Source organism: Enterobacter cloacae complex sp. 6730903 (assembly GCF_048283985.1).
Classification (GTDB): Bacteria; Pseudomonadota; Gammaproteobacteria; order Enterobacterales; family Enterobacteriaceae; genus Enterobacter; species Enterobacter hormaechei_C.
Genome location: NZ_JBLVXX010000027.1, coordinates 14,747 through 28,893, shown reverse-complemented (window position 1 = coordinate 28,893; position 14,147 = coordinate 14,747). Strand labels below are relative to the sequence as shown.

General features: G+C 56.7%; 11 protein-coding genes. 3 read left to right on the top strand and 8 right to left on the bottom strand.

Annotated elements, in window-relative coordinates:
• Positions 1-116 precede the first annotated feature (116 nt).
• Positions 117-701: a Maf family protein gene (locus ACNQ0W_RS14920; protein WP_062932031.1), complete on the top strand. Its 585-nt coding sequence runs from the start codon at positions 117-119 to the stop codon at positions 699-701.
• A 132-nt stretch (positions 702-833) separates the two neighbouring features.
• Here the strand turns inward: ACNQ0W_RS14920 and rluC are convergent, their stop codons facing one another.
• Positions 834-1,781: a 23S rRNA pseudouridine(955/2504/2580) synthase RluC gene (rluC, locus tag ACNQ0W_RS14915; RefSeq protein WP_003857970.1), complete on the bottom strand. Its 948-nt coding sequence runs from the start codon at positions 1,779-1,781 to the stop codon at positions 834-836.
• A gap of 570 nt (positions 1,782-2,351) precedes the next feature.
• Between rluC and rne the strand changes: the two genes are divergently transcribed.
• Entirely contained in the window at positions 2,352-5,477 is a 3,126-nt protein-coding gene (gene rne / locus ACNQ0W_RS14910) for a ribonuclease E (RefSeq protein ID WP_417933211.1), read from the top strand.
• A gap of 44 nt (positions 5,478-5,521) precedes the next feature.
• Here rne and ACNQ0W_RS14905 read toward each other — a convergent pair whose 3' ends face one another.
• Positions 5,522-6,475, bottom strand: a complete 954-nt coding sequence (locus tag ACNQ0W_RS14905) for a LysR family transcriptional regulator (protein WP_062939385.1) — start codon at positions 6,473-6,475, stop codon at positions 5,522-5,524.
• A gap of 94 nt (positions 6,476-6,569) precedes the next feature.
• Here ACNQ0W_RS14905 and ACNQ0W_RS14900 point away from each other — a divergent pair, with 94 nt between their 5' ends.
• Complete coding sequence (locus ACNQ0W_RS14900; protein WP_062932033.1) at positions 6,570-7,781, top strand: MFS transporter; 1,212 nt, start codon at positions 6,570-6,572, stop codon at positions 7,779-7,781.
• A 76-nt stretch (positions 7,782-7,857) separates the two neighbouring features.
• On the opposite strand, the gene flgL is transcribed toward ACNQ0W_RS14900, so the two are convergent.
• The 6 genes from flgL to flgG all read right to left on the bottom strand — a co-directional run bounded on the left by flgL (position 7,858) and on the right by flgG (position 14,146).
• A complete protein-coding gene (flgL, locus tag ACNQ0W_RS14895) occupies positions 7,858-8,811 on the bottom strand; it encodes a flagellar hook-associated protein FlgL (RefSeq protein WP_062932034.1) in 954 nt (317 codons plus the stop codon).
• A gap of 16 nt (positions 8,812-8,827) precedes the next feature.
• On the bottom strand, positions 8,828-10,468 hold the full coding sequence (gene flgK, locus ACNQ0W_RS14890) for a flagellar hook-associated protein FlgK (RefSeq protein WP_062939384.1): 1,641 nt from the start codon (positions 10,466-10,468) through the stop codon (positions 8,828-8,830).
• 75 nt (positions 10,469-10,543) lie between these two features.
• Positions 10,544-11,497 (bottom strand): flagellar assembly peptidoglycan hydrolase FlgJ, encoded by a 954-nt coding sequence (flgJ, locus tag ACNQ0W_RS14885; protein WP_062932036.1) that lies wholly within the window; start codon positions 11,495-11,497, stop codon positions 10,544-10,546.
• Entirely contained in the window at positions 11,498-12,595 is a 1,098-nt protein-coding gene (locus tag ACNQ0W_RS14880) for a flagellar basal body P-ring protein FlgI (protein WP_015570830.1), read from the bottom strand.
• A 12-nt stretch (positions 12,596-12,607) separates the two neighbouring features.
• Positions 12,608-13,306 (bottom strand): flagellar basal body L-ring protein FlgH, encoded by a 699-nt coding sequence (gene flgH / locus ACNQ0W_RS14875; protein WP_003857987.1) that lies wholly within the window; start codon positions 13,304-13,306, stop codon positions 12,608-12,610.
• Positions 13,307-13,363: 57 nt separating this feature from the next.
• Positions 13,364-14,146 (bottom strand): flagellar basal-body rod protein FlgG, encoded by a 783-nt coding sequence (flgG, locus tag ACNQ0W_RS14870; RefSeq protein ID WP_000625853.1) that lies wholly within the window; start codon positions 14,144-14,146, stop codon positions 13,364-13,366.
• Position 14,147: the final 1 nt, after the last annotated feature.

Sequence of the window (14,147 nt, the reverse complement as noted above, 5' to 3'; positions counted from 1 at the left end):
CGTCATAGAGTCAAAGAAAAAGGCAACCAGAGCTGCCTTTTGCCAATTATTCGCACACATTGCGGCCTGTAGTTTAAAATGGCTGGCATCGATACGCTATATCTGGTGATAAAAATATGCCAAATCTCGTCCTTGCTTCCACTTCACCTTATCGCCGAATGCTGCTGGAAAAGCTCGGGATCCCGTTTGAATGCGCCACGCCGGAGGCGGATGAAACGCCACAGCCGGGCGAGTCACCGCGTCATCTGGTGACCCGTCTCGCGAAAGAGAAAGCACAGTCGCTGGCCGTACGTTACCCCGCTCATCTGATTATAGGCTCCGATCAGGTTTGTGTGCTGGACGGCGAAATCACCGGTAAACCGCATACGGAAGAAAACGCCTGCCAGCAGTTGATGCGAGCACGTGGCACTATCGTAACCTTTTATACGGGTCTTGCGCTCTACAACTCCGCCTCAGGCCATCTGCAAACGGAATGTGAACCCTTCGACGTGCACTTCCGTCATCTCAGCGAGCAGGAGATTATGGATTATGTGCGTCGGGAACGTCCGCTGAACTGTGCGGGGAGTTTTAAAAGTGAAGGACTGGGGATTGCGTTGTTCGATAAGCTGGATGGACGCGATCCCAACACGCTGGTGGGGTTGCCGCTGATTGCGCTGTGCCAGATGTTAAGGCGAGAAGAGTGTAATCCACTGACGATGTGACTTTTGCCCAGCGGCGCTTCGCTTGCATGGGCCTACTACGCTGCGGCCTGATGCCCTCACCCCGGCCCTCTCCCACAGGGAGAGGGAGCAAACATTAAAAACGGCAACATTCGTTGCCGTTTGACGTTTACCTTAGCCGCGCAAAACCTTAAGACAGCGTTTAAGCTGCTCATCCAGCGGCGCTTCAATACGGATAACTTCACCGGTATTAGGATGGGTAAACTTCAGCGCTGCCGCATGCAGGAACAGACGCGATAGCCCCGTCCCCGCCAGCTGCTTATCAAATTCACGATCGCCATAGCGGTCATCAAACGCAATCGGATGGCCCGCAAACTGGGTATGGACGCGAATCTGGTGGGTACGCCCCGTCACCGGACTACAGCGCACCAGCGTGGCGAATTCGTAGCGCTCTTCGACTTTAAAGCGCGTCTCAGACGGTTTCCCTTCCTGATTAACGCGAACAATGCGCTCGCCGCTTTGCAGAATATTTTTCAGCAGCGGCGCCTGCACCACTTTCACGTGGGACTGCCACTGGCCGCGCACCAGCGCCAGATAATCTTTCTGCATCCCTTTTTCGCGCAGCTGTTCATGCAGTGAACGCAGCGCAGAACGCTTTTTCGCCACCAGCAGTACGCCGGAGGTGTCACGGTCAAGACGATGAACCAGTTCGAGGAAACGCGCTTCCGGGCGCAGCGCGCGTAACCCTTCAATCACGCCGAAGCTCAGGCCGCTCCCCCCGTGTACCGCCGTTCCGGACGGTTTATTCAGCACCAGAATGTGGTCGTCCTCATAAAGGATAACGTCGCTCAGGGCCGCGACTTTTTGCAGCTTCGGAGAAACGACCTCTTCTTCACGCTCTGCAACACGTACCGGTGGAATACGGACTTCATCGCCCGCCTCGAGCTTATACTCGGGCTTCACGCGTTTTTTGTTCACCCGCACCTCGCCCTTACGCAAGATGCGATAAATCATACTTTTTGGCACGCCCTTCAACTGGGTGCGCAAAAAATTATCGATACGTTGCCCCGCCTCATCGTCGGCGATGGCAACCATTTTTACGGCTGGAGTCTCTGTTTTCATGGTTGGCGATTCTAAATAGCGTCAGACATTAGCGCCACTCATTTTTCTATGCTTATATTTACTTTTATCCGGACCACTCCCCTTTCGCGCAATCGATTTGGTGGTTATTAAACCAATCACCCCGTTGAAGTGAAGAAACTGTGAGTAACCGGGTGATAATTGGTAAAAGTCATCTTGCTATAACCCGGCGAGCAGTGGAATAATGAATCCGTTTTCCGCGTTAAATCCGGGTTTTGTAAGGATGTCGACGGAATGACCAATTTTGTCTGACCGATCATCCACGCAGCAATGGCGTAAGACGTATTGATCTTTCAGGCAGTTAGCGGGCTGCGGGTTGCAGTACTTCCCGGTATAAGGATTGTTCTCTGGAGAGTTTTCCCAGGCAATTCCCCTGATAATTGCGCTGTGTTTCCGTATGAAACACAGGCAACCGACACTCTGCGCCTCTTAAGCGAGCGACAACCGTGAGGTTGGCGACGTGAATAGACACGAGGCCATCGGTTCATACCCCGGAAAGCGTCACCTTGCCCGCAGCTTTGTCGTCAATGTAAGAATAACGAGTAAGTTACGATGAAAAGAATGTTAATCAACGCAACTCAGCAAGAAGAGTTGCGTGTCGCCCTTGTGGATGGGCAGCGCCTGTACGATCTGGATATCGAAAGTCCTGGACACGAACAGAAAAAAGCGAACATTTACAAAGGCAAAATCACCCGCATTGAACCAAGCCTTGAAGCTGCATTTGTCGATTACGGTGCTGAGCGTCACGGTTTCCTTCCTCTTAAAGAAATCGCCCGCGAATATTTTCCTGCAAACTACAACTCCCATGGCCGTCCGAACATTAAAGATGTTCTGCGTGAAGGTCAGGAAGTTATCGTCCAGATCGATAAAGAAGAGCGTGGCAACAAAGGCGCCGCACTGACCACCTTTATCAGTCTGGCAGGAAGCTATCTGGTATTGATGCCAAACAACCCACGTGCGGGTGGCATCTCTCGCCGTATCGAAGGCGATGACCGTACCGAGCTGAAAGAAGCGCTGGCAAGTCTTGAACTGCCAGACGGCATGGGCCTTATCGTGCGCACCGCAGGCGTCGGCAAATCTGCCGAAGCGTTGCAGTGGGACCTGAGCTTCCGCCTGAAGCACTGGGAAGCCATTAAGAAAGCGGCTGAGAGCCGTCCTGCTCCGTTCCTGATCCACCAGGAAAGCAACGTCATTGTGCGTGCCTTCCGTGATTATCTGCGTCAGGACATCGGTGAAATTCTGATTGATAACCCGAAAGTGCTTGAGCTGGCTCGCCAGCACATCGCCGCGCTGGGTCGCCCGGATTTCACCAGCAAAATTAAACTGTACACCGGTGAAATCCCGCTGTTCAGCCACTATCAGATTGAATCCCAGATCGAGTCTGCCTTCCAGCGTGAAGTGCGTCTGCCGTCCGGCGGTTCTATCGTTATTGATACCACCGAAGCGCTGACCGCTATCGATATCAACTCCGCGCGTGCAACCCGCGGCGGCGACATCGAAGAGACTGCCTTCAACACCAACCTTGAAGCCGCTGATGAAATCGCCCGCCAGCTCCGCCTGCGCGACCTGGGTGGTCTGATTGTTATCGACTTCATCGACATGACCCCGGTTCGCCACCAGCGTGCGGTTGAAAACCGTCTGCGTGAAGCGGTGCGCCAGGATCGCGCACGTATCCAGATTAGCCATATCTCGCGCTTCGGCCTGCTGGAAATGTCCCGTCAGCGCCTCAGCCCGTCACTCGGCGAGTCCAGCCATCACGTCTGCCCGCGCTGTTCCGGGACAGGTACCGTGCGTGACAATGAATCGCTCTCCCTCTCTATTCTGCGTCTGATTGAAGAAGAAGCGCTGAAAGAGAACACCAAAGAGGTTCACGCCATTGTTCCGGTGCCGATTGCCTCCTACCTGCTGAACGAAAAACGTGCAGCGGTGAGTGCAATCGAAGCGCGTCAGGGCGGCGTTCGCTGCATCATCGTGCCAAACGACGAGATGCAAACTCCGCACTATCATGTACTGCGCGTGCGTAAAGGCGAAGAGACAAGCACCCTCAGCTACCTGCTGCCGAAGCTGCATGAAGAAGAAATGGCGCTGCCATCTGATGAAGAGCCTGCCGAGCGTAAACTGCCTGAGCAGCCTGCATTAGCAACCTTCATCATGCCGGAAGCCCCGCCGGAAGCGACGCTGGAAAAACCAGCGGCAAAACCTGCCGTGCAAAAGGCAGCCCCTGCCGCGCCAAAAGCGCAGCCTGAGCAGCCGGGTCTCCTGAGCCGCTTCTTCGGCGCGCTGAAAAAAATGTTTGCTGGCGAAGAAGTTCAGCCTGAGCAGCCGAAAGAAGCGCCAAAAGAAGCGAAACCAGAGCGTCAGCAGGATCGTCGTAAGCGTCAGAACAATCGTCGCGATCGCAATGACCGCAACGACCGCAACGACCGTAGCGATCGTAACGAGCGCCGTGATAATCGTTCCGAGAACAACGAAGGTCGTGAACAACGCGAGGACAACCGTCGCAACCGTCGCGAGAAGCAACAGCAGAACGTTGAAGATCGTGAGATTCGCCAGCAGGCGGGCGATGAGTCCGAGAAGAGCAAACAGCGTGACGAGCAGCAGCCTCGCCGCGAGCGTAACCGTCGTCGTAACGACGAGAAACGCCAGGCCCAGCAGGAAGTCAAAAACCTGAACCGCGAAGCGCCTGTTGAACAGCAGGACACGGAGCAGGAAGAGCGTACTCAGGTTATGCCGCGTCGTAAGCAGCGTCAGCTGACCCAGAAAGTACGTGTGGGTGCTATTCAGACGGAAGAAAACGACGTTATCGCGGTTGAAGCAGCAGAAAGCACAACGGGTACCCAGGTTGCAAAAGTTGACATGCCAGCCGTAGTGGAAAATCAGGTTGAGCAGGACGAAAGCAGCGAAAACCGTGACAACGCAGGTATGCCGCGTCGCTCCCGTCGTTCTCCGCGTCATCTGCGCGTGAGCGGTCAGCGTCGTCGTCGTTACCGTGACGAGCGTTACCCGACTCAGTCGCCAATGCCGCTGACCGTGGCGTGCGCGTCACCTGAGATGGCATCCGGTAAAGTCTGGATCCGTTATCCAGTTGCTCGCCCGGAGCAGGCTGTTGAAGAACAGGCTGTGACCGAAGAGGTGATTGCACCGGTAGCAGCGGTGGAAGATGTCGTGACTGAAGCAGCAACCGTGGTTGAACCGCAGGTTGTTGACACGGCGGCACCGCAGGCTGTGGAAGTGGAAACGACCCATCCTGAAGTGATTGCTGCGCCGGTTGATGCCGCCCCGCAGATCATTGCCGAAGAAGATACCGTGGTGGCTGAAGAAGTCGCGGAGGAAGCTGAACCGGTCTCCGCAGCAGAAGAGCCCGCAGACGTTGCCGTCGAGACGGTGACGGAAGAGGTTGTTCAGGACGTCGAGATTCAGGTTGAACCTGTTGTCGAAGAGGTCAAAGCGCCTGAAGTGAAATCCGAGCCGGTTGAGGTCGTTGCCGCTCCAGCGCCTGCTCACGTAGCTACCGCGCCGATGACTCGCGCCCCGGCACCTGAGTATGTACCTGAAGCGCCACGCCATAGCGACTGGGTTCGTCCGGCATTCAACTTCGAAGGCAAAGGTGCTGCCGGTGGTCACAGTGCGACGCACATGGCTACTGCGCCAGCGACCCGTCCTCAGCCTGTTGAATAACGCACGCTAAGTAAGACTGAAAGCCGACCTTCGGGTCGGCTTTTTTATGGCTGTTGCAGGGGCTTTCTCATTCCGGTGACCTCCGGCATTATCTGCCGCATCAGCTCCAGAAAACGCCGCAAGCGCGCCGGATAATAACGAGACCAGGGGTAAACCAGATGTACCGGTAACGCTGCCGGCTGCCACTCTGGCAGTAAATGCACCAGTCTTCCTTCCCGAATATCATCCTGTACCGTCCAGCTGGATACCACCGCAACGCCAAGCCCGGTGAGTGCAGTATTGCGCGCCACATACAGGCTGTCGGTACTCAGGCGTGGCGTAATGGTAACCCGCGCCGGGGCGGATGATGCATCGTGGAAAAGCTCCACATGGCGTTGATAAAAAGAGCTGATGGCAATCCAGGGAAGCTGTTGCAAATCTTCCGGCGTTTTAACCGCGGGATAACGGGCCAGTAATTCCGGTGACGCCACCACCGAGCGCGGCACTTCAGCCAGCAGCACGGACACGGTTGCCGGATCGACTTCCACACCCACCCGAATAGCACAGTCAAGGTTATCGCCGAGGAAATCAACCGAGCGATCGTTAAGCATCCACTCAACAGAAAGCTGGGGATAGCGCTGCAAAAATTCGGTTAACGGTTTCAGAAGCTGATCCTGGCCAAACGCGTGCGGGGCGCGCACCCTCAGCACCCCAACCGGTTCATCTTCCGTCTGCCCTACCTCGTCTTCCAGCGCCAGCCAGCTGTCAATCACCCGTCGGGCATGCTGATAGCAGCGTTCGCCGTCATCGGTCAGCCGGGTCGTATGGGTCGTGCGCAGCATCAGGCGTACTCCCAGCATGGTCTCAAGCGACTGCAACCGTCGGCTCACCGTGGCCTGGGTTGTTGCCAGCTGACGTGCCGCCGCAGAAAGAGACCCCGCCTCCACAATGCGAACAAACGTTCGCATCAGTTCTACCCGATCTATACGCTCAGACCTTTTCATACCATTTTTACCCATACGCCACACGTATAAGCGTTTTACCACCGCGCCCGCTACCGTCGCAAGGCGAACTGATAAAAAATAGCCGCACACGACGAATGAGGAACATCTTATGAACACAACCACCACCCGGGCCGTGAGCCGCTGGGTCATCTTAATGCTGGCGCTCGGTGCGGGCTTCAGCGTGGCATCCATCTATTATGCCCAGCCTCTGCTGCCGCTGATGGGCTCAGACCTGCACCTGAGCATCGAAGGCATGGGCATGGTTCCGACGCTCACCCAGGCGGGTTATGCCTTAGGCATCCTGTTTCTGCTCCCGCTCGGCGATCGTCATGACCGCAGAACGTTGATCCTGATAAAAAGTGCGGCCCTGGCGCTGTTCCTGCTGGGTTGTAGCCTGACCGGACAGCTGCACTCCCTACTGCTCACCAGCCTGCTGATTGGCATGGCGGCGACCATGGCGCAGGATATTGTCCCGGCCGCAGCGATCCTCGCGCCGGAAGGTAAACAGGGAAAAACGGTCGGCACGGTGATGACCGGCCTGCTGCTGGGGATTTTGCTCTCCAGAACTGTGAGCGGCGTGGTGGGTGAGGCCTTTGGCTGGCGCGTGATGTATCAGCTGGCCGCCGCAAGTATTGCCTTTGTCGGCGTGGTGATGTGGGCCGTGCTTCCCCGCTTCGCCGTTCACTCCACGCTGAGCTACCCGGCGCTGATGCGCTCCATGGAACACCTCTGGCGTCGCTACCCGGCGCTGCGTCGGGCCGCGCTGGCTCAGGGTTTTCTGTCGATTGCCTTTAGCGCATTCTGGTCAACGCTGGCGGTCATGCTGCTGGAACGGTATCACCTTGGCAGCGCCGTAGCGGGTGGATTTGGTATTGCCGGAGCCGCTGGCGCGCTGGCCGCACCGCTGGCGGGTGGTCTTGCCGATAAGCTGGGCGCCGGTAAAGTGACCCAGCTGGGTGCCGCGCTGGTGACCCTCTCGTTTGCCCTGATGTTCCTGATGCCAGCACTGGGTGTACACGGTCAGTTGATCCTGATTGCCCTCTCCGCGGTCGGTTTCGATCTCGGCTTGCAGTCCAGCCTCGTGGCCCACCAGAACCTGGTCTACAGCCTTGAGCCGCAGGCCCGTGGACGCCTGAACGCCCTGCTGTTTACCGTCATTTTCATCGGAATGGCGCTGGGTTCGGCATTAGGCAGCAATATCTATACGCTGGCAGGCTGGTCTGGCGTGGTGGCTCTGGCAACCCTGTGTGGTGCCATTGCGCTGGCTATCAGAGTGGTTGAAAGCGCCAGGGTGCTGTCCGCACAGGCTGAAAGTGTGTAAAAAAAATGCCCAACCCGGACGGGTTGGGCAGTCAAAACATGCCCAGTTTCAAGACATGTTCCAAAAGGTCTGAGTCTTATCTGTTCATCTGGAACAAAGACATACCCTGCATATCGCTAAAGGCTTTATACGAGGCCTGCAACGCCGCCTGCTGCATGGTGTAGGACGAAATCACCGAGTTCCAGTCCACGTCAACCAGGTTACTCATCTGCTGGGTCTGACCCAGCGCGCGGTCTTCACCCAGAGCGTCCAGCTTGCCCAGCTCATCCAGCTTGATGCCGAGGTCGGCGCGCACGGTCAGCACGTTGTTGAGGGAGTTGCTCAGGCCACGGTTGGCTTTATCAATAGCCGCCGTAAACGCCTCGGCTTTCGTTTCATCCTCCCCAATCGGCGTATTCAGCGCATCAATTGCGGCGTCGAGGATCTTGAACAAATTCGTTTCCGGCGCACTACCATCTGGCTCTGGCTTCGCATTGCTGGTGAAGCTATCGAAAACTTCAGTGCCCGTATGGCTAATTTGCATCGTGCGCGCGGAGTCAACCTGCTGGCTGATTGGCGTTCCGCCGCCCTTATAATCACCCGTCGCCTGGTCGAAAGCCGCCGCTTCGGTCTTGTAACCGGAAAAAATATAGCGACCGTTACCGTCCGTGCTGTTAGCGAGGTTCATGAGCTGATCGCGAATACCTTGCAGGTTCGTTGCCAGCGAAGCGCGGTCATCGTCACTTAACGTACCGTTGCCCGCATTGACAATCTTTTCCTGAGCAGCCTGGATGGCGGTTGTCACTTGCGATAACACGTTCTCTTCCAGCGACACTTTCGTCGTAGCGAAGGAGCGTGCCAGCGCATACTGGCTGTTTTGCGTTTGAGCCTGAGAGAGCACAACGGCCTGCGAGGCGGCAATCGGATCGTCAGACGGACGGTTGATGCGCTTACCCGTAGACATCTGCTCGCCGTAGCTGAGCCAGAGACTTTGGGAGTTCGTCACGCCGCGCATGCTTTGCTCATACATCATTTGAGTACTAATACGCATTTTTTATGCCTCAGCCTTAGCGGATATTGATCAATGCATCAAACAGCGTGCTCGCCGTTTGCAGCACCTGCGCATTCGCCAGATAGTACTGCTGATAGCGTTGCAGGTTGCCATACTCTTCATCCAGGTTAACCCCGGAGATTGACTGCTGTTGTTTGGTCAGCTGCGTTACCACGTTAACTTTGGTTTCGCTGCTGGTTTTCAGCGACGCCGTGGTGCTGCCTACCGTACTGACCAGCGCGGCATAAGCATCGTTAAAGGTTTTGTTCCCTCCCACCAATTTGGCGCTCTGTAAATCCAGCAGCTTCTGGCCATTGGTATTGTCGCTTTCGCCGCTTCCTTTCGCGGAGGCCATCGCCAGTTTGGATTCGTCGCTGATCGCTACGTCCATATTCACAATGACGTCATTCACCGGTTTGACGATGAAACTGTCTTTATTATCGGCTGAGCCGCTAATCTTAACGTTGAGACCATCAAACGACAGATTACCGCTGGCGTCAGGCTTGGCCGTGAAGCTGGTATTGTCCGACAGACGCGTGATTGTCCAGTCAGTACCGTTGTACTCAACTTTATAGTTTGTCGCCTGGACCTTTGTACTGTCCGTCATCGTGGCCGTAACGGACGCGCTTCCGGTGTTTTTACCGTTACTCAGCACTGCCGGCGAGCCAAAATCAAACAGCTTGCCGCCTGGATCCCCGTTGGCATCAAAGCCCGCCTGGTGCTGGGTATTCATGGCATCGGCAAACGCCAGCGCCATCTGGTTAAGCGTGTTTCGCGCCTGATCCAGATCCTGAGAACGGAACGTTAACAGCCCGCCAAGCGACCCCGTGGTGATCTGTTTTTCTGAGATCTCCACGTTGCCCGCTGCGGCATCCACATACGCAATTGTTGTACGCGCTGGGTCCGCACTGGATTTCACCGCCGCCAGCTGGCTGGCGTTGCTGCCCTGTACCAGGGTGTAACCGTTGGCGATAGAGATGTTGTAGGTGCCGCTGTCCTGTACGGTGACGTCCACACCGACAATCTTGTTCAGTTCACTCACCAGCTGATCGCGCTGATCGAGCAGTTCATTCGGGGATGCGCCCGCACCGACGCCAGTCAGCCGGGAGATCTGATCGTTAAGATTGGCAATCTGTTTCGCGTAGTTATTGATCTGATCGACGCTGGTAGAAATCGCCGTATTGACCTGCGCATCCTGATCGCGGAGATATTGATCGTTGGTTTTAAACTGGTTTACCAGACCATCCGCCTTCCCGAGTACCGTCTGGCGTGCAGCCGGATCTTCTGCGTTACTCACCAGCGTTTGCAGGCTTTTAAAGAAATCCTGGAGGTTGGCAGAAAGCGAGTTCGTGGTATCAGAAAGCACGTCGTCAATTTTTGACATCTGCTGGTAGCGCGTGGTCAGCCCACTGCTCTGGTTCTGCGCCGCGCGCAGCTGGTTGGTGATAAACGCATCATATTCACGCTGAACACCGGAGACATAGACCCCGTTACCCACCCAGCCACCGCCGGTCAGGGTGCTGTTTGATGCCCCCAGAATGGTGGTCTGGCGGGTATAACCTGCCACGTTGTAGCTTGAAATATTATTACTGACGGTATTGAGTGCCGACTGCGCAGCACTGAGGCCACTCATGGCGCTGTTAATCAAACTGGACATGGGGGTTCCTTTTATACGTTCAGACACGAGTCCTGATGAAGGTTATCGGCAACCTCCACCGGGACTTGAGAACTTTCAGAACAGATTTTCGAGATCTGTGCTATACGCTTTGCTGACCTTCTCAGACATGGATTTCAGCTGCTGGATCATGCTGGTCAGCTTGCGCGCATAGTTTGGATCGGTCGCGTAGCCAGCATTCTGCAATGCCTGAGCGCCCTGCTCTGGCGTGGCGGCCTGGGTCACGGCGGTGTAGCGCGGATTCCGGCTCAACAGCCCGACATAATCCGACAACGCTTCCAGATACGAGCTGTAGACGCGGAATTTGGCTTTCACCTTCACTGCCGCACCATTCTCATATTCGGTGGTGGTGATTTCCGTGGTCGGCCCTTTCCAGCTGGAGGTGGCCTTCACGCCAAAGATGTTGAAGCTCGGCTCGCCGTTCTCCCTGCGGATCTGACGTTGCCCCCAGCCCGACTCCAGCGCCGCCTGCGCCAGAATCAGATGGTGCGGCACGCCGCTCTCTTCACTGGCAAGACGCGCCGGGAGGGAGAGCTGCGCCAGGAAGTCTTTGCTATCACCGGAGAGCGGCTCGTCACGCGTTTCTGTCGGCTTCGGCATCGCCTTACGCACCATCTGCGTCAGCGCCTGATTTTGATAACTGGTCACCTTTTCCAGATCAAACTTCAGCGGCACATGCGGCGGGGCCTCTTCAGGCGGGAGCCCCTGAGCGGCTGCGGTCTGCTTCACAATCATGTCCGCCAGGCCGAGCCCCTTTCCGGCGGTCATTTGCTGGGCAATCTGCTGATCGTACATGCTGGTGTAAAGCCGCGTGGAATCACTGCTGAACATGCCATCTTTCGGCAGGGTTTCACGCATGCTTTTCAACATCATCTGTACGAACATGCCTTCCACCTGACGGGCAACCGGGCGGATATTCGCCGCCGGATCCTTGCCCGCTTTGGTTTTCAGCTCGTTGAGCGACTGGGCATCCCAGGCGGCACTGGTCAACAGTTTGCTATCGGTCAGCATTTAGATGATTTCCAGTCTGGCGCGCAGGCAGCCTGCACTTTGCATGGATTGCAGAATGGACATCAGATCCATTGGCGTTGCACCCAGCGCATTCAGAGCACGCACCACGCTGTTCAGGTTGGCGCTGGAGCGCACGCTCTGCAACGAACCGCCGCTCTGCCGTAAATCAATCTGCGTTTGCGGGGTCACTACCGTCTGACCGCCGCCAAACGGGGTATCCGGCTGGCTGACGTTGGCCGAGCGGTTAACCGTGACGGAAAGATTGCCCTGCGCCACGGCGCAGCTGTCCAGCGTCACTTCGCGGTTCATCACCACCGAGCCGGTACGGGAGTTGATAATGACTTTCGCATCCTGAACCGGCACGTTCACTTCCATATTCTGGATATCGGCCAGCATCCGCACCTGGTTGCTGCTGCCGGTTGACGTGCGGATCTGCACGGTGCGGGCATCCAGCGCGGTGGCGCTGCCGTAGCCCCGGCTGCGGTTGATGGTGTCAGCGATCTGCTGCGCCATCGTGAAGTCTTCGTTATTCAGTTGCAGGTTAATGGTGTTGCCGGTACCGAACTGGGTCGGCAGCTCACGTTCGATGATCGCGCCGTTGGTAATACGTCCCCCGTTCAGCTGGTTCACCTGCACGCTGCTGCCGCCCGCCGACGCGCCTGCCCCGCCAACCAGAATGTTGCCCTGCGCCAGGGCATACACCTGGCTGTCGACGCCTTTCAGCGGCGTCATCAGCAGCGTACCGCCGCGCAGACTTTTGGCGTTACCCATCGACGAGACAACCACGTCGATGGTCTGCCCCTGACGCGCAAAGGCCGGATAAGACGCGGTCACCATCACGGCCGCCACGTTTTTCAGCTGCATGTTGGTTCCGGCCGGTACGGTAATACCGAGCTGCGAGAGCATGTTGTTCAGGCTCTGGGTGGTGAACGGCGTCTGGGTCGTCTGGTCACCCGTCCCGTCCAGCCCCACCACCAGGCCGTAGCCAATCAGGGAGTTTTCGCGCACGCCCTGCACGCTGGTGAGATCGCGTATACGATCGGCCTGCGCAACGGTAGCGACCAGCGACAGCGCCACGGCGAAGAGAAATTTATACATAGGTCACCTCGCTTACATCGGCGATAAGTTAAGGAAGAAGCGTTGCAGCCAGCCCATATTTTGCGCTTCGTTGATGTAGCCGTTGCCGACGTACTCAATGCGCGCATCCGCCACCTGGGTGGACGGTACGGTGTTGGTGCCGCTGATGGTGCGAGGGTTAACCACACCGGAGAAGCGAATGAATTCCGTACCCTGGTTAATGGCGATCTGTTTTTCGCCCACCACGTGCAGGTTGCCGTTCACCAGAACCTGGTCAACCGTTACCGTCAGCGTTCCGCTGAAGGTGTTGCTGGCGTTAGCGCCACCCTTACCGTTAAAGGTGTTGCCGCCGGAGGCTTCCACATCCGCACGGGCGTTGCCGAACAGCCCTTGCAGATAGCGCGGTACGGTGTCGAAGCCAAAATTGGTTTTGCCGTCGCGGCTGGCGTTCGCCGACGAGCTCTTACTCGCACTGACGTTTTCCTGCAACACAATGGTCAGCGTATCGCCAACGTTACGCGGACGACGGTCTTCAAACAGCGGCTGATAACCGTAGTTAATCGGCTGCGCGGTCTGGAAAATAGAGCCGTTCACCACCGGCGCGGGGCCGGGAACGGGTTGGGCGGTAGTCGCACCCTGTACCAATGGTTTAGACGGGATCCAGGCACACCCGCTGAGGGTGACGGCCAGAACAGTCAGGATCGGATAACGAAACGCCGCGTTTTTTTGCATTGCCTTCATCTTCGAAAACAGGGAGCCGGTGCGACGTTTACCGCACCGGGCTACACCTTAGAGTTGCGTCAGTTTTTGCAGCATCTGGTCGGTCGTCGACACTGCTTTACTGTTAATTTCATAGGCGCGCTGGACCTGGATCATATTCACCAGCTCTTCCGCCACGTTAACGTTCGAGGTTTCCACATACCCCTGATACAACAGCCCCGCCCCGTTCAGGCCCGGGGTACTTTCATTTGGCGTGCCGGAAGACTGCGTTTCGGTGTAGAGATTCTCGCCGATGCTTTCCAGTCCGGTATCGTTCATGAAGGTGGTCAGGTTAAGCTGTCCAACCTGGACCGGCGCGGCCTGACCTTGCTGAGTGACGCTGACGATACCGTCACGACCAATGGTGATACTCAGCGCGTTCGCCGGGATGGTGATCGCAGGCTGAACCTGGAAACCGCCCGCCGTCACCAGCTGACCATTCTGATCCACCTGGAAAGAACCATCGCGGGTATAGGCGGAGGTCCCGTCAGGCAGCTGCACCTGGAAGAAACCCTGACCTTTAATGGCAACGTCTTTACTGTTGTTGGTCTGGGACAGGTTGCCCTGGCTGTGCAGACGCTCGGTGGCGACCGGGCGCACGCCGGTACCAATTTGCAGACCGGACGGCAGCGTGGTTTGCTCAGAAGACTGCGCCCCTGGCTGACGAATCGTTTGATAAAGCAAATCTTCGAAAACCGCACGCTGGCGCTTGAAACCATTGGTGCTGACGTTTGCCAGGTTGTTGGCAATCACATCCATATTGGTTTGCTGTGCGTCCAGACCGGTTTTCGCGATCCATAAAGAACTGATCATA